We start from the raw sequence: 19,091 nt of genomic DNA, 5'->3' as shown, positions 1-19,091 counted from the left end.
CGAACCATAGTGGTTGAACTTTAAAGACGTCCGGCCGCCGAGCCTGTGAACAGGCGATATGTGGGCAAAACGCGGTTACCACATGATCGGCAGCCGCTCCGGAATCCGCTTCATGAAGCCGGTCCGCCACACCAGCTGCTCGATGGGCACCGCCAGGCGCAGGTCCGGTATCCGCTCCAGCAGGGTCTCCAGTGCGATCTCGGCATGTCTGCGGCCGAGGGCGGTGGCGGGGCAGTAGTGCCGGCCGCCGCCGAACGAGAGGTGCGCGGTGCTGTTCTCGCGGGCGAGGTCGACGGTGTACGGATCGGGGAAGGCGGCCGGGTCGAAGTTGGCGCCCTCGACGAGGACGAGGATCAGCTCGCCCGCCTTCACCTGCACATCCCCCAGCTGTACGTCCTCGGTCGCGAGCCTCGGCAGGCCGTCGCCGATGGACAGGTTGATGCGCAGGAGCTCGTCCACGGCCGCGGGGATCCTGTCGGGGTGCGCGATCAGCTCGGCCTGGAGCTCCGGGTGCTGGATCAGCGACACCAGCGCCATGGTCAGGAAGCCCGCGGTGGAGATGACGCCCGCGCCGAACATCGTCACCCCGACCGTCGCGAGCATCTCGTCGGTGAGGTGGCCGTATTCGGGGTCCGCGCGCAGGGCGGCGAGCTCGGCCATCAGACCCGTCGTCGCCGGGTCGTCGAGCCGCTCGGTCATGTACGTGATGTCCCGGTCCCAGTTCAGCCGGGCCCCCGCCACCGGGCAGGCCGAGTTCATGAACGCGATGTCCAGACTGCGCATCAGGCGGGGCGCGTCCTGCTGCGGGATGCCGAGGATGCGGCAGTGCATGCCCGCCGAGTACGGGTCGGCGAAGCCGCCGCGCAGATCCGCCGGGGCGCCCTCGCGGACCAGCCCGTCGACGAGCTCGGCGGCGTAGGACCGCAGCCACTCGGCGAGGCCGGGGCTCTTCGGGTTGAGCGCCTTCAGTACGGCCTTGCGCAGCCCGGCCCCGGTGATGTTCCCCATGTTGTTGACGACCTCGGGCGGGATCGTCAGCGCGTACTGGCGGGGCACGCCGGGGGCGGAGGTGTCCTTCAGGCTGAACCGCGGGTCTTCGAGTACCTGCCTGCAGAGTTCGTACGACGACACGAGCCAGGCCTCGTCGCCGGCGATGGTGCGGACGCGCCGCACGGGCGTGCCGGTGCGCAACTCCTCCACCTCGGACGGGAGTTGGTCGCCGCGCCAGGAGAACGGGAAGTCGATCGCGGTGAGTGTTTCAGCGGACATCGGTGCCGGTCTCCTCCGGGTCGGTTCCCGCGGCGGGCGTCACGATGGCGTGCCCCTGGTTGCGGGAGGCGCGCAGGCCGGCGCCGCGGGAGTAGAGCAGCTCGGCCATCGGCAGGAGCTGGTGGTAGCAGTTCAGGGAGGAGGGGACGCCGAGGATGGCCGGGGTGTCCAGGAAGAGGGGGGCCTCGGCGCAGACGTAGGCCAGGCAGACCTCGCGCTGGGCGTCGCTCGCGCGTCCCGCCCTGCCGGCCAGGAAGGTGTCGATGAGCTTCTCGCAGGTCGTGCGGAACTCGTCGTCGGTGGCGAGGCGGGTTCGGAGCCGGTCGTGGATCTCGCGGTACGCCGTGTTGCCGCGGAAGTCGGACATGGCGTGGGCGTACAGGCGGGTGCCGCCGGGGTCGACGGCCTGGACGGCGCCCAGGACCTTGGCCCGCACGCCGCGCAGGTTCTTCACCGCCTTGCGGCGGGCGTCCTCGGGCGGATAGCCGGACGCGGCGTACATCTCGGCCACGTACAGGTCGGTGTAGACGAAGTCCACCCGCTCGAAGAGCGCGAGGCCCCAGCGGGCCAGGTCGTGGACGCGGGCGGCGGAGAAATAGCTGTTGCCGGGGGAGACGCCGATGACGGCGTGGTCACCGGCGGTGCGGATGACTTCGCAGTGGGGTGTGAAGGGTTCGATCTTGAAAAGGCCGGCCGGGGAATCCGTTTCCGGGTGATCCGTGGCGGGTGCCGAGGCGGCTGGAGTGACGTGCTGGATCTCTGAAGCGGTCGCAGTCGTCAAAGGAGGAGGGTCCTTCGCGTCGCAAGTCCCGATGGAGCCGTGTGCTCCTGGTGTGGCGACGACGACGCGAAGTTAGCGTTCGACTACGGAGAGCGTCAATGCCCTCTTGACGCCGATAGCCCGCCGGTAGTGACCTGCCCCACTTTCCGGAGTGCCCTGCCCGCGGCCGGGCAGACACCATCCCGGAGCGTCCGAATCTCACCATCTGGGAACCCCAAGGTCGTTTTCGGACGCTCGATAGACTGAGCCGACACACACGGACTGAGCGAGGAGCGCACGTGGGCCTTGTCGTGCAGAAGTACGGAGGCTCCTCCGTAGCCGATGCCGAGGGCATCAAGCGCGTCGCCAAGCGGATCGTGGAAGCCAAGAAGAACGGCCACCAGGTGGTCGCCGTGGTTTCCGCGATGGGCGACACGACGGACGAGCTGATCGATCTCGCCGAGCAGGTATCCCCGATCCCTGCCGGGCGCGAGCTCGACATGCTGCTGACCGCGGGAGAGCGGATCTCCATGGCCCTGCTGGCCATGGCGATCAAAAACCTGGGCCACTCGGCCCAGTCGTTCACCGGCAGCCAGGCAGGTGTCATCACCGACTCGGTCCACAACAAAGCCCGGATCATCGATGTGACACCGGGCCGGATCCGCACCTCGGTGGACGAGGGCAACATCGCCATCGTCGCCGGTTTCCAGGGCGTGAGCCAGGACAAGAAGGACATCACCACGCTGGGGCGTGGCGGGTCGGACACCACCGCGGTCGCGCTGGCAGCCGCGCTCGACGCCGAGGTGTGTGAGATCTACACCGACGTCGACGGCGTGTTCACCGCCGACCCGCGCGTGGTCAAGAAGGCGAAGAAGATCGACTGGATCTCCTTCGAGGACATGCTGGAGCTGGCTGCGTCCGGCTCGAAGGTGCTGCTCCACCGCTGTGTGGAGTACGCCCGCCGGTACAACATCCCGATCCACGTCCGGTCCAGCTTCAGCGGACTTCAGGGCACATGGGTCAGCAGCGAGCCGATCGAGCAAGGGGACAAGCAGGTGGAGCAGGCCATCATCTCCGGTGTCGCGCACGACACCTCCGAGGCCAAGGTCACGGTCGTCGGTGTGCCGGACAAGCCGGGCGAGGCCGCCGCGATCTTCCGGACGATCTCGGACGCCGAGATCAACATCGACATGATCGTGCAGAACGTGTCCGCCGCCTCCACGGGCCTGACGGACATCTCCTTCACGCTCCCCAAGGCCGAGGGCCGCAAGGCCATCGACGCCCTGGAGAAGAACAAGCACGGCATCGGCTTCGACTCGCTGCGCTACGACGACCAGATCGGCAAGATCTCCCTCGTCGGCGCCGGCATGAAGACCAACCCCGGTGTCACGGCCGACTTCTTCAAGGCGCTGTCCGACGCCGGCGTGAACATCGAGCTGATCTCCACCTCGGAGATCCGTATCTCGGTGGTCACCCGCGCCGACGACGTCAACGAGGCCGTGCGTGCCGTGCACTCGGCCTTCGGGCTCGACTCGGACAGCGACGAGGCCGTGGTCTACGGGGGCACCGGGCGATGACCCGACGACCGACGCTCGCGGTCGTGGGAGCGACCGGGGCCGTGGGCTCGGTCATGCTCCAGATCCTGTCCCAGCGTGCGGACATCTGGGGTGAGATCCGTCTGATCGCCTCGCCGCGCTCGGCCGGCCGCAAGCTGGCCGTGCGCGGCGAGGAGGTCGAGGTGGTGGCGCTCACCGAGGAGGCCTTCGCCGGGGTCGACGTCGCGATGTTCGACGTACCCGACGAGGTGGCCGCCCGATGGGCGCCGTTCGCCGCCGCCAAGGGCGCGGTGGTGGTGGACAACTCGGGCGCCTTCCGCATGGACCGGGAGGTGCCCCTCGTCGTCCCCGAGGTCAATCCGCACGCGGTCCGGATGCGGCCGCGCGGGATCGTCGCCAACCCCAACTGCACGACCCTCTCCATGATCGTGGCGCTGGGCGCGCTGCACGCGGAGTTCGGGCTGCGCTCCCTGGTGGTGTCCTCGTACCAGGCGGTGAGCGGGGCGGGGCGCGCCGGTGTGGAGACGCTCAGGCAGCAGCTGTCCCTGGTCGCCGGTACGGAACTGGGGACCGCACCCGGTGACGTACGGCGGGCCGTCGGCGACAACACCGGGCCGTTCCCGGAGCCGGTCGCGCTGAACGTCGTGCCGTGGGCCGGGTCGCTGCGCGAGGACGGCTGGTCGTCGGAGGAGATGAAGGTGCGGGACGAGTCCCGCAAGATCCTCGGGCTGCCGCAGCTGCCGGTCGCGGTGACCTGTGTGCGGGTGCCGGTGCTGACCGGGCACTCGCTGACCCTGCACGCCCGCTTCGAGGGCGAGGTCACGGTCGCCAAGGCGCGCGAGATCCTGGCGACGGCACCGGGGGTCGTGCTGTACGACGATCCGGATGCCGGCGAGTTCCCGACACCCGTCGACGTGGTCGGCACGGATCCGACCTGGGTCGGCCGGGTGCGGCGCGCGCTCGACGATCCGACGGCGCTCGAACTCTTCGTCTGCGGAGACAATCTGCGCAAGGGCGCGGCCCTCAACACCGCGCAGATCGCGGAGCTCGTGGCGGCGGAGTTTTCGTGAGGCCCCCGGTGGCACCGGAAAACCCCTTGGCCTGGGCCGATTCGTTTGTAGGATCTGTGTGAAAAGTGTGAGCTGATCGATGGTCCGGACCACTTGAACCGGGCCCCGGCGGCAGCTGAAGATTTTCCTCCCCGCTCTTGCAACCGCTTGCAGGGCGGGGAGCGTCTTTGCGGTCGCCCTTATGGGGTGTGGAGACGCGTTTTTTTCTGGCGTGGGGACGCCAATGAGCAGGCGTGGGGACGCCCGCTCATATATAGACATAAGGGAAGAGCGGGTAGGCATGTGGGCGTTTGACGCACGGTCAGTTGTGCTGCCTGGCACGAGACGGTCGGCCGCGGGGTCCGGAGGCTCGGCTGCCGTGGGCGGAGGGCCTCATGCGGGGACTGACGCAAAAGTGACGTCCGGCACGTACAACCCTCTCGGGGGGACGCGTGTCCAACTGGCGTGGCAGAGGTTCTCGACTTCAGCGCGGCGACCCGCGGTACGGCCCTACGGCCGCCCCGCCGTCCCGTCCGACCCCGCATGGGCACGCCCGGCGGCATGCCGGTGATCGCGCCCATGCCCGCAGCGCGGCCCACCCGCATCCCAGGTCAGCGCGACGGCGCCGAGCTCGCCGAGAACAGCGCGGCGGCCGGTACGACCGTCGACCATCTCACCGAGACCTACCGGGCGCACTACCGCTCGCTGCTCGGTCTCGCGGCGCTCCTCCTCGACGACACCGCCTCCTGCGAGGACGTCGTCCAGGAGGCGTTCATCCGCGTCCACTCCGCGCGCAAGCGGGTGCGTGACCCGGAGAAGACGCTGGCGTATCTGCGCCAGACCGTCGTGAACCTCTCCCGCTCCGCCCTGCGCCGCCGCATACTCGGCCTGAAGCTGCTGTCCAAGCCGATGCCCGACATGGCGAGCGCTGAGGAGGGGGCGTACGACCAGCTCGAACGCGACTCCCTCATCAAGGCGATGAAGGGCCTGCAGCGCAGGCAGCGCGAGGTGCTGGTCCTGCGGTACTTCGCGGACATGACCGAGGCCCAGGTCGCCGATACGCTCGGCATCTCCCTGGGCTCGGTGAAGGCGTACGGCTCGCGCGGCATCGCTGCGCTGCGGGTCGCGATGGAGGCGCCGGCATGAGCGAGGACCATGACGGCCGGCGTGACCCGGCAGGGTGGCCGGACAAGCAACAGCCGAAGCAATCGCACGCTGGGAACGGAACTGTGAACCACGGCCCCGACGACCAGAGCCCCGAGGGGTTCGACTCGGACGAGCTGGCACTGCGCCGCATGCTGCACACCGCGGTCGACGAGATCGAACCGCGCGACGGCACGCTGGACCATCTGCGGCGGGCGGTCCCCGCACGGCGGGCGCGCAAGCGGCAGGCGCTCGTCGGCGCGGCGGCCGCGGTGCTCTTCATCGGCACCGCCGTCCCGGCTCTGCTGCACGTCTCCAACTCCACCGGCTCCGACGTCAACCCGTCCGTCGCCGGCCACGGCGAGCAGGCGCAGGGCGGAGCCGGGGAGGGCAAGCAGACGGAGGGCGGCGCGGGCACCTCCGGCGGCACCTCGGGCAGCTCCGACGAGGACAAGGGCCAGGGCGGCGAGAAGGAAGACGACAAGGGCACCGGCACCGGTCCCGGCACGGGCCCCGGAAGGCCCGACGACCCCTTGGCGACCAGCACGGCCGGCATAGCCGTGTGCACCCCGGACCAGCTCGGCGCGTCCGGTGCCTCGGCCGACCTGCCCGACTCGTCCGGCACGGTGTACGGCACCTTCCGCTTCAGCAACGTCTCGGGCACCGAGTGCACGGTGAGCGGCCCCGGCACGGTCGGTGTGGTTCCGCAGGGAGCCGCGGACCCGACGAAGGTCACCTCGGCCCGGCACATCGCCGGTGACGCCGCGGTCGGCCTGCCCGACCCGTCGACGGAGTACGCCTCCCTCGTCCTCAAGGCGGGCGCCTCCTACGAGGTCAAGTTCGCCTGGCTCCCCTCGGCGACCTGCCCCACGACGGGCGACAACAACGGCGGTGGCTCGGGCGGTCCCGACCCCTCGCCGGACCCGACCCCCACCGAGGACCCCCCCGGTACGACCGAGGGCACGTCCACGGGCGGCGACACCGGCACCTCCACGCAGCTGCTGACGGAGGACACGACGGCCGACGGCAGCGTGGCGGTCACCAACACCCCGGAGGCCGGAGCCCCTAGTGCCACGGTCACGGTGTCCAACGCCTGCGCGGGCACGGTGTACTGGACGGGCCTGCTGCCGGGTGCGTAGGGCACGGGCGGCAGCGCCGCTGTCCCCGGCCGGCCAGGCGTAGTCGCGCCCGTCGTGCGCCTAGGCGTTCGCCTTCTCCTGCGCCGGGCCCTCGTTCGGCTCCCCGGCACCGGCCCGGTTCCCTTCGTCCACGGCGGTCTGCTCGTCCCCGTCGGTCTCGCCGTCCGGGAGCAGGCCCAGTTCCGCGTCCCGTGCGAACTCCGCCTCGCGGCGCAGCAGACGGAACCACATGAAGACCACGAAGCCCGCGAAGACGAACCACTCGCCGGTGTAGCCGAGGTTCTGGAACGCCTTCAGGTCGAGCCCGGTGTCGTTGGGGGAGGCCACCGGGACCGGCTTCATACCGGAGTCGGCCTTGTTGAGGGTGACCCAGGCGTCGTAGACCTCGTCCGGCACCAGGTTCACCAGCGACGCCGCGCTGATCGCCCCGGTCTGGCCGGACGGCAGGCCACCCTGCGCCGGCACGCCGTTCTCGCCCGGCACCTCGGACGCCTGGAGCGCGCCGGTGACCGTGACCTCGCCGGACGGTGCTGCGGGGATCGCGGCACGATCGGCGTCGCCCGGCCGCCAGCCCCGTACCACCGGCAGGGTCCTGCCGTCGTCGGTGTGCAGCAGCGTCAGGACGTAATAGCCCTGCTTGCCGTCCAGCTCGCGGTCGGGCACGAGCAGCTGCTTGCCGTACCGGCCGCTCGCGATGGCCTGCTTGCCCACCGTCGCCTTGTCCACGGGCAGCAGCTCGGCGAGCGGACGGGCCGCCTCCTGCTTGTTCTCCGCGGCCTGCTCACCGGCGCTGCGGTGGTCCTCGACCCGCGCCTCGAACCGGCTCAGCTGCCAGGACCCCATGAACACGCAGAAGGGGATGGCGAGCAGCACGAAGACGTTGATCCCCCACCAACGGGGCGTCAGCAGAAACCGGTACACGCCCTCAAAGGTACGGGGCTCCGGCATAGGGCCGGGCCGCGGGGTCAGTACCGCTCGACGAGGTGCTCCCGGCCCGCCGGCGGCTCGTACGGCTCCGGCCAGAAGTCCGTGACCGTGGATATGCGACCGCTCCCGTCCCCCGTGAAGAACGAGATGCCGTACATCTCCTCCAGCCCCACCGTGAAGTGGACCCAGGTCACGACCTGTTCCGGCTCGGCGACGACGCGCTCGACGCGCAGCCGCCAGTCCCCCGGGTACTCCCGGTTGAACCGCACATACCGCTCCCGCCCGCTGATGAGCTCGCGGGTCTGCGGCAGCGTGTACACGACGTCTTCGGCGAGCGTCTCGGCGAACGCGTCCCACTCCCGGGCCGCGGCGGTGGCCCAGAACCTCTCGACTGTCCTGCGCAGATCGGTCATGGAACGGAGTCTGCACCCCGCCACTGACAATCGCCCTGACCTGCGCGAACGCTCGTGATCGAGCGATAGCCCTTCGGTCAGGCCGGTCCGTCCCAGCGGGCCCGCAGCGAGTGCATCAGCGGAACCCGCGGCCGGCCCGTGGGAACCGGAAGCAGCCGTCGCGCTCCTCGAAGGACTCGAACCGGCGGAACAGCGAGGGGTCGTGCTGGGTGTCCAGGCCCAGGTGACACTGCAGATGCAGCAGCGTCCGGCTCGTGACGTCCCCCACCTCCTCGTGCCACCCGGGGGGATCGGGGAGTGCCTGGTCGCGAAGTTATCCACAGGCTGGGGGCCTCGCCAGCGGATTGTCGGCCGGGCCAGGCACTATGGGGCCATGACTGAGAGCCACGGGTCCGATTCGCGGGATCACCACATGCAGGACAAGGGCATGCCGGGCAAGGGCATGCCGGACTGGGAGAAGCGCTTCCGGGCACCCCGGGTGTCGCTGCCCGACTGGGCGGAGGACGCCCCGGACCGCTCCTTGTTCGTGTCGAACGCCACAGGGACGTACGAGCTGTATGCCTGGGACCGTGCGACGGGAGAGCAGCGCCAGGTGACCGACCGGCCGAACGGCACGACGGACGGCGTGCTGACCCCGGACGGCGCGTGGATCTGGTGGTTCGACGACAAGGACGGCGACGAGTTCGGCGTCTGGCGCCGCCAGCCGTTCACCGGCGGCGAGGACGAGCTCGCGGCGCCGGGCCTGGACCCGTCCTACCCGGCCGGCCTCGCCCTCGGCCGGGACGGCCGGACGGCGATCGTGGGCCGCTCGACGGACGAGGACGGCACGACCGTTTATCTGGCCCGCACCGGCGAGCCCCCGGTGGAGATCTACCGCCACCGCGAGTCGGCCGGGGTCGGCGACCTCTCGCACGACGGCTCGCTGATCGCCGTCGAGCACACCGAGCACGGCGACGCGATGCACTCCGCGCTGCGCGTCCTGCGCCCCGACGGCTCGGCCGTCGCCGAGCTCGACGACACCAAGGGCGGCACGCAGGAGCTGGGCCTGGAGGTCCTGGGCTTCGCCCCGGTGGACGGCGACGCCCGCCTGCTCATCGGCCACCAGCGGCGCGGCCGCTGGGAGCCGCTGGTGTGGGACGTGGCGACGGGGGAGGAGACGGACCTCGCGCTGGAGCTGCCGGGTGACGTCGGCGCCGAGTGGTACCCGGACGGGACCGGCCTGCTGATCGCGCACAGCTTCGAGGCCCGCAGCGAACTGTTCCGGTACGACCTGGCCCGGCGTGAGCTGGAGCGGGTCCCGACCCCGGCGGGCTCGGTGTCCGGGGCGACGGCCCGTCCGGACGGCAGCGTGGAGTACCTGTGGTCGTCGGCGGCGGAGCCGTCGGCAGTGCGGTCGACGACGGGACGGGTGGTGCTGGATCCGCCCGGCCTGAAGTCCCCGGGTTCGGTCCCGGTGGAGGACGTGTGGGTGGAGGGGCCGGGCGGCCGCATCCACGCCCTGGTCCAGCGTCCCGCGGGCGCCGAGGGCCCTCTCCCCACCGTCTTCGACATCCACGGCGGCCCGACGTGGCACGACAGCGACGCCTTCGCGGCGGGCCCGGCGGTCTGGGTGGACCACGGGTACGCGGTGGTGCGGGTCAACTACCGCGGCTCCACGGGCTACGGGCGTGCCTGGACGGACGCGCTCAAGCACCGGGTGGGCCTGATCGAGCTGGAGGACATCGCTGCGGTCCGCGAATGGGCGGTGACCTCGGGCCTGGCCGACCCCGCCCGCCTCATCCTGACCGGCGGCTCCTGGGGCGGCTACCTCACCCTCCTCGGCCTCGGCACCCAGCCGGACGCATGGACGCTGGGCATCGCGAACGTCCCCGTCGCCGACTACGTCACGGCGTACCACGACGAGATGGAAGCCCTGAAGGCCATGGACCGCACCCTCCTGGGCGGCACCCCGGAGGAGGTCCCGGAACGCTTCGAGGCCTCGTCCCCCCTGACCTACGTCGACCAGGTGAAGACCCCGGTCTACATCGCGGCCGGCGTGAACGACCCCCGCTGCCCGATCCGGCAGATCGACAACTACGTCAAGCGCCTGGAGGCCCGCGAGGCGGTACACGAGGTGTACCGCTACGACGCGGGCCACGGTTCCCTGGTCGTGGACGAGCGAATCAAGCAGGTACGCCTGGAACTGGACTTCGCGGAGAGGCACTTGGGGGGCTCGGCTGCTTGAGGCCGGCGCTTCTCGATGCCGGTCCCGGCATTTCAGCCCGTCCGGCGTTTGAGGACGAGGGCTGCCTCTGGGTGTCCAGGATTGAGGGGCAGGTGTGGCCATTCCGTGACCGTTCCGTTGCCTCAAGGTGTGATCGACGCAGCCAGCAACAAGCCCCCCAACTGCGGCCCTTGCTCACGCAGTTGGGGGCGTTGCCCGTCCCGGACGGGGGAGGCCGGGGCGGAGGTACGGCTTCCGTTCCCCTGGGGTGTCTCTCTGCCTTGGGCCACCCGGGCGCGATTGCCCAGGCTCCAGGGTGGCCTACCTCTGGCGAGGCGCGTTACAGGGTGGGCGCAGCGACCGAACGCATTTCAGAACGGGGTGTTTCATCGCGCCTGGGTGGTAGCGGGCGCAGATGCTGCGGATTGCAGAGCGGGTTTCCGGGCGCCCAGGCGGCAGGGTCGGCCACAACGCATTTGCTGTGTCCGGGCATTCCGTGCGCGATTCCCTGTTCATCGATCATGGCTGCCGTCGCTCTCACGGTAAAGATTGCCCTCCGCAGGGGCCACCCGCCAATAGGTCTCGACCATGGCTTTGTACTGTCGATGGCCGGGGTTCAGACCCGTGTGTTTCAGCGCCCAAACCTCCACGGGCGCAGGGTCGTTGTCAGATGCGGGCGCCTCCACGCCGCACGCCATGCACACGGCGGAATAGATGGCCTGCGGCGCGCCATCCCCGGTTTCCGCGCCCAGGGTCCATTCCGCGGCTTTGATGATCGAGCGCGTCAAAGTGCCCCCCTGCTACGCCGGTTTACTTCGGCCACTCTCACGCTCAAAGGGGCACGCCCTTGGGCGCCCCCTTCCAGGGTCCGCAAGGCCGCCGCGACGGATTCCGGATAGGCCACGTGGTCAGGGTGGCGACGCAGCAAAACGGCGCAGTCCGTTTTCAGACTCTCGTCACTGGTCGTGCCCTTGAGCGCTTCCAGCGCCTTGCACTCCTTGCAGGCGCTCATCGGGCCGTCTCCCAGGGACTCACCCACGGTCCTGCCCATGGGGGTGCCTCGCCCGTGCGGGCCGCTCGACGCTCTTTCTCATGAGCCAGCACGTACGGCCGGACCATGGAGCCCGTGAGCTCCCAGGCTTCCTCTGCCCTGACCTGCGGCTGCCTGCGGAGCCTGGGCACGTCTACGAGCCTGGCGCCGACCACGTAGGGGGTTGGCCGATAGCGCCTCTCCCTGGGGGCCTGGGGGCACTCTGCGGCGCCTGGGGCGCTGCCTGTCGGGGGTGCCTGCCGGAGGTACGCGGGCCGAACAGGACCGCGCTCATCCATTCGAGTGCGTGTGATAGGTAGGACACTGTCAGCGCTTCTCTGAAGCGTTGGCCATGCCCCGGGACCGTCGTGAGCGGTCGCCGGGGTCTTCTTGGTCATCGACCGTAGGAGCGGCGAGAGGGGGGCAGGGGCACAATCTGTGCCCCTGCCGTCAGGCAGCCAACAGCCCGATCTTTACAGCGAGTTCGGACGCACGGCGGCGACGGGCCGGATCTTTGGACTCGGCTTCTTCAAGGACGATGCGCTTCGCATATCCGTTGTACTTGATCGTTTCCGGTGCCGCCTCGTGTGCCTTCCCCAGAGTGGCGAGGGCGACGTCAGGTTGCCCGTCGAGCTGGTAGCCACGGGCTTCCTCGATACGGTGGCGGGCTCGTCGCGGCCTCGATTTGATCGTGACCGCGTCAGCGGCGGCAGCCTGCCGTACCGACTCGCCACCCTGGCGTAGCTCCACAGCCACGGTGACCGCATGTGCGCCCATGATGGCGCGAGAGAACGACGTCACTGGGTGGTAGTAGTCGTCAGGGAGCCGCTGGGCCATGGCGCGCGCCTGGTCCCAGTACCGCCATGCCGTGCCGGTCTCTGCCCTCCGGGCAGCGGTGTATCCAGCCTCGAAGGTGAGGGCGCCGGTGATGGCGAGAACATCGTCTGAGGCATCAGGCAGGAGCGGTTCGAGATATGCCAGGGTCTCCAGATTGACCGCGTCGGCAGCATCGAAGTGCGCTGGCCCCGCATCGCGGTGCGCCTGCGCGGCCAGCCACGCGGCCACGCCGATAGCGTGCGGATCCTCGGACTCCTGGGAAGCGATCAAGCCTCGTTCGGCGACGCGCCACAACAGGGCAGCGTCCGGCTGATAGGCCACGAAGAACTGACACAGCGAATAGACCTCGGCGAGCACGGCCTGGGCCGCCCTGCGATCGGGAGCAGTCTCAGCCTGCCGCACGGCGAGTTGGGCATCCCGGATCAGATCCGGCAGCAAAGCGCCGATCACCTCGCGGTGGTTGGGTGCCTCATGCCGGGCCTTCCAGGCGCGGGCGAGCCTCGCCTGAAGGTGCGCAGCCGGGGGTGCCTCCTGCTGGGTCGTAAGCGGGAAGGCATCAACAGCGGCTTTGACCGCGGCGAGGCGAGGGTGACCGGGGCCGCTGAACAAGTCGACGTGTACGGACTGGTTGCCGGTGAGATCCGACAGGTCACGGACACGCAGCAACTCGGCAATATGCAGGACGGTCTCCAACTTGGGAGTCTTCAAACGTCCGGTCTCGACGCCCTTCACCCAGGATCCGGACTTGCCGAGCAATCCGCCCAACTGGTCGCGTGTCATGCCCTTGCGGGTTCGCAGCATCTGTAGGCGCTGGCCGAAGACCAGCGGATCGGCGTACTGGTCCGGGGTAGCATCTTCAGACGACACGGCCTTGCCCCTCTCTGAACAGCTCGACACTGTCAGGGTATGGGGCAGGGCCGCTCTCGCGTGAGGATCCCGCTCTACGCCGGTCTCCGCGACGGACTCTGGCGCGGCCCGACGGATGCAAGTGCTCGCCTGTACCAGGGCCCCGATGCCCTCTCCGCAACGCGAGGGGACATAAGGCTCACCCGTGATGGCACCCACACCTAAGAAGTTTCACGGGCGGCAGCCCCCAGAGGCGGGGTCGAAGGGGCGGCAGCCCCTGGAGGACGGGAAGGGTAGGGGCGGCGGGGGCGAAAAAACACCCCCTACGCCTCCGCCCGCTCCCGCGACCGCCTCCCCAACAACTCCGCCAACCCCCGCCGAGTAGCCGCCAGCACCACCCGGTCCTCCTTCTGCAGGACATACGCGTCGGGCAGATCCCACACCCACCCCGACACACCACCCACCCCGCCGCGGTCCTCGTAGGCCTCCTCCACCGCAGGCTCCTCCCGCCGTTCGTCGCGCCGCTCGTCCCGCGACGTCCGATCCAGCGCCAGCACCCGCCACGCACCGGCCCGAAAGGCCTCACCGACAGTCTTGTCCTCAAGCTGTGGATGACCACCCACATCCACCGCAGCGAACAACAACACCCGCCGCTCGACAGGAATCGCCCCCAGAATCTGCCGCCCCATCATCGCCCCGGCGAACGCGGGCGCGGCCAGATGCGTCACGCTGCGGCTGCGCGTGGACGCATGGGGGTGCGCGGCCCGCAGGGTCCGGTACACGGCGGTGGCGAAGTCGTCGTCGTACAGACGAAGGACCACGCGGAGGTCCGGCCGCACGGAGCGGGCATACAGCGCGGCCTCCAGATTGGTCGTGTCGGCACTGGTCACCGCGAGCAGCGCATGCGCCCGATGGATCTTCGCGGCCTCCAGGACCCCCTCCTGCGTGACGTCCCCGAGCACCACAGGCACCCGCAGCCGCCGCGCCGTGGCCATCCCGCGCGCGTCGGGGTCGGCCTCCACGCACACCACGGGGATGTGCAGTTCCCGCAGCCGGGTCAGCACCCGGGTGCCGATCTTGCCCAGGCCGAGCAGCACGACATGCCCGCCCAGCCCGCGCGGCGGTTTGCGCAGGGCGGACGCGGAGCGGAAGGTGCCGAGGGCCTCCAGCACCGCCGCCAGCAGGACCGGAAGCAGCAGCAGACCCATCAGCCCGGACAGCAGTTGGAGGATCTGCCGGGCCAGGGACTGATGGAGGGCGGGTTCGTTGATGGCGAAGAGGTCGAGGAGGGTCATGTACGTGGCGTACAGCGGGTGTTCCCCGGTCACGACCGTCAGCGCGACGGCCAGCGCGGCCACACACCCCACCAGCCCGGCCAGCGACCACCTGAGCCGTCGTGAGAACAGTGAGGCGAACGACGGTACGACGCCTCGCCCCGAGGGCAGGGAGGGACCCGCGTACGACACCTGCTCCAGGACGACCGTCCCGCGGCCCGTGGCTTCCTGCACGGCCGCCGCGTCCGGCAGCAGCAGCGGTCCCTGTTCGTCGCCGTTCTCCGAACCGTCCGTCCCCGCCGGGTCGTTGCTGGTCGTGGACAGCAGGGCCAGCGTGGCCAGCCCGGACGGGGCCGCCTGCCCCGGGCGCAGGGGCGGGCGCTCCACCGCGCGCAGCAGCAGGCCGTCGGTCTGTACGACCTTGGTGGTGCCGGCGACGGCCGTGGCGGCCAGTGCGGGGGCGGCCGTATCGGCGTCGGACAGGACGGTCGTGGAGGCGTCGAGTCCGGCGTCCCCGGCGCCCGTCGCCAACGCGGCCGCCTGGTCGAGGAGTTCCTCGATGTGCTGGCCCAGGCGCCGGTTGTACAGGCGCAGGACGAGCCGGAGGCGGGGGTTGAGGCGGCGGGCGGTGAGGGCGGCGCGGATGTTGGTCTCGTCGTCGTCATAGACGAGGGCGAGCGCGTCGGCCCGTTCCACGCCCGCGTCGGCGAGGGCGGCCTCCGTGGCCTCGGGGGCCTCCACCACCCGGATGTTCCCGGCCGGTTCGCTGCCGCCGCCGGCCCCGCCGCCCGCACGGTTGACGGCCGCGCTGACCGCCCCGAGCAACGCCGCCGACGCGGCCCGGGCACGGCCCACGACCGGTGGTCGTACCGTGCGCTCGGAGGGTGGCACGAGGAGCGTCACCTGCTCGCCGTACACCCCACGCAACTCGGCGGCCAGCCGGTGCGCGAGCCCGTCGTCGCCGCACACGACCATGTGTGCGGCCGTGTCACTCCCTAAGCCCTGATTCGGAACGCTCGCCACGAGGGAAAAGACTGCCTCAATGTGACGGGTGGTTCCAGAAGTGGCCCCCTCGGGTCTGAACGCCCGCTCGCTTCGGGCCGTACCGGAGGGGAGGGAAGCCAGCGCCCTACCGCACCACCGGAGGTACCTCGCCCGTGGCGATCACCAAAGCGGCCCCGCAGCAGACGGACGGCGGGACCGGCGACCGCGATGGCCGCCGCACGCAGCGGGGGCGGGCCGGGGAGGAGGGCCGGCACCTCAACTCCTCGCTCCTGCTCACCATGCTCATGCTCGTGCTGGTGCTCCTCCAGAGCCCGATCCGCCGTGCGCTCTCCGCACCGGTCATGCAGAGCTGGACGACGGTGTTCGTCGCGGTCATGGTCCAGGCGCTGCCCTTCCTGGTGCTCGGCGTGCTGCTGTCGGCGGCGATCGCGGTGTTCGTGCCGCCGTCCTTCTTCGCCCGTGCCCTGCCCCGCCGTCCCGCCCTCGCCGTCCCGGTCGCGTCAGCGGCGGGCGCGGTGCTGCCGGGCTGCGAGTGCGCGTCCGTGCCGGTGGCGGGGGCACTGGTCCGGCGCGGCGTCACCCCGGCCGCGGCGCTGGCGTTCCTGCTGTCCGCGCCCGCGATCAACCCGATCGTGCTGACGGCGACGGCGGTCGCGTTCCCCGGCAACCCGGAGATGGTCCTCGCCCGCCTGGTCGCGAGCCTGTTGGTGGCCTGCGCGATGGGCTGGCTGTGGTTGCGCCTCGGCCGCACGGACTGGCTGAAACCGCCGTCCCGCCAGGCCTACGACGGCCAGAGCAAGGGCGAAGCCTTCTGGGGCTCCGTCCGGCACGACGTGATGCACGCCGGCGGCTTCCTGGTGGTCGGCGCGATGGCGGCGGCGACGCTCAAGGCGGTGGTCCCGGAGACGTGGCTGAGCACGACGGCGGACAATCCGGTGCTGGCGGTCCTGGCCCTGGCGGTCCTCGCCGTGGTGTTGTCGATCTGCTCGGAGGCGGACGCGTTCGTGGCGGCGTCGCTGTCGCAGTTCTCGCTCACGGCCCGGCTCACTTTCCTCGTCGTGGGCCCGATGATCGACCTGAAGCTGTTCGCGATGCAGGCGGGCACCTTCGGCCGCGCCTTCGCCCTGCGCTTCGCACCGGCCACCTTCGTGCTGGCCGTGGTCGTGTCGGTGCTGGTCGGGGCGGTGACCCTGTGAACCGTCAGGCCCAGTCGGCGGTCCTCTTCCTGCTCGGCGCGTCCCTGCTGCACGCGGCCACCACCGACCTCTATCTGCGGTACGTCAAGCAGGGCCTGCGCCCGCTGGTGCTGGTGGCCGGCGCGGTACTGGTCGCGGCGGCCGTGGCGACGGTCTGGTACGAGCGGAAGCGGGCCCGACGGCAGAAGGAGCACGCTGCCGACCACGCGGAGAGCCACGAGAGTCACGAGGACCACGGGAACCAGGAGAGTCACGAGAGCCACGTGGCTCATGGGAGTCACGAGGCCCACGACAGCCACGAGGCCCACGAGGACCACAGTCATCGCGAACCCCGCATCTCCTGGCTCCTCGTCCTCCCCCTCCTCGCCCTGATCCTGGTGGCCCCGCCCGCCCTCGGCTCCTACAGCGCGACCCGCACCGGTACGGCCCTCCAGGAGCCCCTGGCCTACCCCGCCCTCCCCGCCGCCGATCCCCTGAGCCTCAGCCTCGTCGACTATGCGGGCCGCGCCGTCTACGACCACGGCCGCACCCTGCGTCACCGCCAGGTCCGGCTCACCGGCTTCCTGGCCCTGGACCGCGACGGCACCCCCTACCTCGTGCGCATGGCCCTCAACTGCTGTGCCGCCGACGCGCAGCCGGTCAAGGTCGCCCTGACCGGCCAGGTCCCGCCGGTCCTCCAGCCGGACACCTGGCTCCGGGTCACCGGCACCTACGTCCCGCGCCGCGCCGAGGACCCGGTCAACGGCGGCCCGATCCCGTTCATCCAGGTCACGGCGGCGAAGCCGGTGGCGGCGCCGACGGACCCGTACGACGAGAGCTGGAACAGCTGACGAGTGCCCTCTCTTGCCGGTCCCCGGGACGCCCCCTACGCTGAATCTGATGGGTCGTCAGATTCGGGAGGCATGGCGTGGCCAGTACCGAGAGCGGCACGAAGGACCTGCCCAAAGTCATCAGCGTGGACGATCACGTGATCGAGCCCGCGCACCTCTTCGAGACCTGGCTCCCGGCCAAGTACCGGGACCGGGGCCCGAAGCCCCTCACCGCCGGGATCGGGGAACTCGCGTACGTCGGTGGGAAGTACCGGTTCACGACGGACCCGGAGGGCCAGATCACCGACTGGTGGGAGTACGAGGGCGGCCTGTTCCCGTACAAGCGCATCATCGCGGCCGTCGGCTTCTCCCGGGACGAGATGACGCTCGACGGCATCACGCGCGAGCAGATGCGGCGCGGCTGCTGGGACCCGAAGGCCCGGCTGGCGGACATGGACATCAACCATGTCGAGGCCTCGCTCTGCTTCCCCACCTTCCCGCGCTTCTGCGGCCAGACCTTCGCCGAGGCCAAGGACAAGGAGGTCGGGCTCGCCTGCGTGCGCGCCTACAACGACTGGATGGTCGAGGAGTGGTGCGGCGACAGCGGCGGCCGGCTGATCCCGCTGTGCCTGATCCCGCTGTGGGACATCGACCTCGCGGTCGCGGAGATCCATCGCAACGCGGCGCGTGGGGTGCGGGCGGTGACGTTCAGCGAGATCCCGACGTATCTCGGGCTGCCGTCCATCCACTCCGGCTACTGGGACCCGTTCTTCGCGGCCTGCGAGGAGACCGGCACGGTCGTCAACATGCACATCGGGTCCTCGTCGCAGATGCCGGCCGCGTCCCCCGACGCCCCGCCCGCCGTGCAGGCCTCGCTGAGCTTCAACAACGCCATGGCGTCGATGATGGACTTCCTCTTCTCCGGGGTCCTGGTGAAGTTCCCCCGGCTGAAACTCGCGTACAGCGAGGGTCAGATGGGATGGATCCCGTACGCCCTGGAGCGCGCGGACGACGTCTGGGAGGAGCACCGGGCCTGGGGCGGTGTGAAGGACCTGATCCCGGAGCCGCCGTCGACGTACTACTACCGCCAGATCTTCTGCTGCTTCTTCCGCGACAAGCACGGCATCGAGGCGATCGAGACGGTCGGCGTCGACAACGCGACCTTCGAGACGGACTACCCGCACGTCGACTCGACCTGGCCGGAGACGAAGCGGGTGGCCGAGGAGCATGTCGGCGGGCTCTCCGACGAGGTGGCCTACAAGCTGCTGCGCGGAAACGCGATCCGGATGCTCGAACTCCCCTTTGATCAGTGATGGGTCAGTGATGGGTCGTGATTGATCAGGGGTGAGTCAGGGCTGGATCAGGGCTGGATCAGTGATTAAAGGGGCGTGGTGGCTGGGCAGTTCAGTCGTGTAGGCGACGGCGGTCCGCGACGGGAGCACGGATGAAGGTCTCGATCGACACCAACCTCTGCTACGGCTCGGCCGAGTGCGTGCACAGGGCCCCGTCGGTCTTCGAGTTCGTGGACGAGTACGGCGTGGTGAGACCGGGGCGGGAGGGGAGCGGCGACGACCCGCAGGTGCGGGAGGCCGCCGAGAAGTGCCCGTCCCAGGCCATCTCCCTCACCGGGTGACG

17 protein-coding genes are annotated in these 19,091 nt (G+C 70.3%); 9 read left to right on the top strand and 8 right to left on the bottom strand.

The window, feature by feature from the left end:
- Nucleotides 1-75 precede the first annotated feature (75 nt).
- A complete protein-coding gene (locus OG331_RS23625) occupies nucleotides 76-1,269 on the bottom strand; it encodes a cytochrome P450 (RefSeq protein WP_406199410.1) in 1,194 nt (397 codons plus the stop codon).
- Entirely contained in the window at nucleotides 1,259-2,050 is a 792-nt protein-coding gene (locus OG331_RS23620; RefSeq protein WP_406199408.1) for a tRNA-dependent cyclodipeptide synthase, read from the bottom strand. The genes OG331_RS23625 and OG331_RS23620 overlap by 11 nt, the downstream gene beginning before the upstream one ends.
- A 278-nt stretch (nucleotides 2,051-2,328) precedes the next feature.
- Here OG331_RS23620 and OG331_RS23615 point away from each other — a divergent pair, with 278 nt between their 5' ends.
- From OG331_RS23615 to OG331_RS23600, 4 genes are all read left to right on the top strand, one after another.
- Nucleotides 2,329-3,606 (top strand): aspartate kinase, encoded by a 1,278-nt coding sequence (locus tag OG331_RS23615; RefSeq protein WP_328880259.1) that lies wholly within the window; start codon nucleotides 2,329-2,331, stop codon nucleotides 3,604-3,606.
- Entirely contained in the window at nucleotides 3,603-4,655 is a 1,053-nt protein-coding gene (locus OG331_RS23610) for an aspartate-semialdehyde dehydrogenase (RefSeq protein WP_406199405.1), read from the top strand. Before OG331_RS23615 ends, OG331_RS23610 begins: the two co-directional genes overlap by 4 nt.
- Before the next feature lie 444 nt (nucleotides 4,656-5,099).
- Nucleotides 5,100-5,780 carry a SigE family RNA polymerase sigma factor gene (locus OG331_RS23605; protein WP_328880257.1) on the top strand — a complete coding sequence of 227 codons (681 nt, stop codon included), beginning with the start codon at nucleotides 5,100-5,102 and terminating at the stop codon, nucleotides 5,778-5,780.
- The gene (locus OG331_RS23600) at nucleotides 5,777-6,916 is read left to right on the top strand and encodes a hypothetical protein (RefSeq protein WP_406199402.1); all 1,140 of its coding nucleotides are present in this window, start codon (nucleotides 5,777-5,779) and stop codon (nucleotides 6,914-6,916) included. The genes OG331_RS23605 and OG331_RS23600 overlap by 4 nt, the downstream gene beginning before the upstream one ends.
- Nucleotides 6,917-6,976: 60 nt before the next feature.
- Here the strand turns inward: OG331_RS23600 and OG331_RS23595 are convergent, their stop codons facing one another.
- The 3 genes from OG331_RS23595 to OG331_RS23585 form a co-directional block, all read right to left on the bottom strand.
- The gene (locus tag OG331_RS23595; protein WP_406199399.1) at nucleotides 6,977-7,837 is read right to left on the bottom strand and encodes an SURF1 family protein; all 861 of its coding nucleotides are present in this window, start codon (nucleotides 7,835-7,837) and stop codon (nucleotides 6,977-6,979) included.
- Between the two features lie 44 nt (nucleotides 7,838-7,881).
- Complete coding sequence (locus OG331_RS23590; protein ID WP_406199397.1) at nucleotides 7,882-8,256, bottom strand: nuclear transport factor 2 family protein; 375 nt, start codon at nucleotides 8,254-8,256, stop codon at nucleotides 7,882-7,884.
- A 115-nt stretch (nucleotides 8,257-8,371) separates the two neighbouring features.
- Nucleotides 8,372-8,524, bottom strand: coding sequence for a hypothetical protein (locus tag OG331_RS23585; RefSeq protein WP_406199395.1), 153 nt, complete (start codon nucleotides 8,522-8,524; stop codon nucleotides 8,372-8,374).
- A 105-nt stretch (nucleotides 8,525-8,629) separates the two neighbouring features.
- Here OG331_RS23585 and OG331_RS23580 point away from each other — a divergent pair, with 105 nt between their 5' ends.
- Nucleotides 8,630-10,480 (top strand): prolyl oligopeptidase family serine peptidase, encoded by a 1,851-nt coding sequence (locus OG331_RS23580; protein WP_406199393.1) that lies wholly within the window; start codon nucleotides 8,630-8,632, stop codon nucleotides 10,478-10,480.
- A gap of 491 nt (nucleotides 10,481-10,971) precedes the next feature.
- On the opposite strand, the gene OG331_RS23575 is transcribed toward OG331_RS23580, so the two are convergent.
- The 3 genes from OG331_RS23575 to OG331_RS23565 form a co-directional block, all read right to left on the bottom strand.
- The gene (locus tag OG331_RS23575; RefSeq protein WP_406199391.1) at nucleotides 10,972-11,247 is read right to left on the bottom strand and encodes a hypothetical protein; all 276 of its coding nucleotides are present in this window, start codon (nucleotides 11,245-11,247) and stop codon (nucleotides 10,972-10,974) included.
- A 692-nt stretch (nucleotides 11,248-11,939) separates the two neighbouring features.
- Nucleotides 11,940-13,193 (bottom strand): helix-turn-helix domain-containing protein, encoded by a 1,254-nt coding sequence (locus tag OG331_RS23570; RefSeq protein ID WP_406199389.1) that lies wholly within the window; start codon nucleotides 13,191-13,193, stop codon nucleotides 11,940-11,942.
- Between the two features lie 302 nt (nucleotides 13,194-13,495).
- Nucleotides 13,496-15,421, bottom strand: a complete 1,926-nt coding sequence (locus OG331_RS23565; RefSeq protein WP_406199386.1) for an NAD-binding protein — start codon at nucleotides 15,419-15,421, stop codon at nucleotides 13,496-13,498.
- A gap of 182 nt (nucleotides 15,422-15,603) precedes the next feature.
- Between OG331_RS23565 and OG331_RS23560 the strand changes: the two genes are divergently transcribed.
- The 4 genes from OG331_RS23560 to OG331_RS23545 all read left to right on the top strand — a co-directional run bounded on the left by OG331_RS23560 (nucleotide 15,604) and on the right by OG331_RS23545 (nucleotide 19,089).
- A complete protein-coding gene (locus OG331_RS23560; RefSeq protein WP_406199384.1) occupies nucleotides 15,604-16,647 on the top strand; it encodes a permease in 1,044 nt (347 codons plus the stop codon).
- Nucleotides 16,644-17,477, top strand: coding sequence for a TIGR03943 family putative permease subunit (locus OG331_RS23555; protein WP_406199381.1), 834 nt, complete (start codon nucleotides 16,644-16,646; stop codon nucleotides 17,475-17,477). The genes OG331_RS23560 and OG331_RS23555 overlap by 4 nt, the downstream gene beginning before the upstream one ends.
- A 77-nt stretch (nucleotides 17,478-17,554) precedes the next feature.
- Nucleotides 17,555-18,769, top strand: coding sequence for an amidohydrolase family protein (locus OG331_RS23550; protein ID WP_328425270.1), 1,215 nt, complete (start codon nucleotides 17,555-17,557; stop codon nucleotides 18,767-18,769).
- Between the two features lie 131 nt (nucleotides 18,770-18,900).
- Nucleotides 18,901-19,089 (top strand): ferredoxin, encoded by a 189-nt coding sequence (locus OG331_RS23545; protein WP_406199378.1) that lies wholly within the window; start codon nucleotides 18,901-18,903, stop codon nucleotides 19,087-19,089.
- Nucleotides 19,090-19,091: the final 2 nt, after the last annotated feature.

The sequence above is a fragment of the Streptomyces sp. NBC_01017 genome, assembly GCF_045162795.1.
GTDB lineage: Bacteria > Actinomycetota > Actinomycetes > Streptomycetales > Streptomycetaceae > Streptomyces > Streptomyces machairae.
This window is presented reverse-complemented; position numbering and strand designations above follow the sequence as displayed.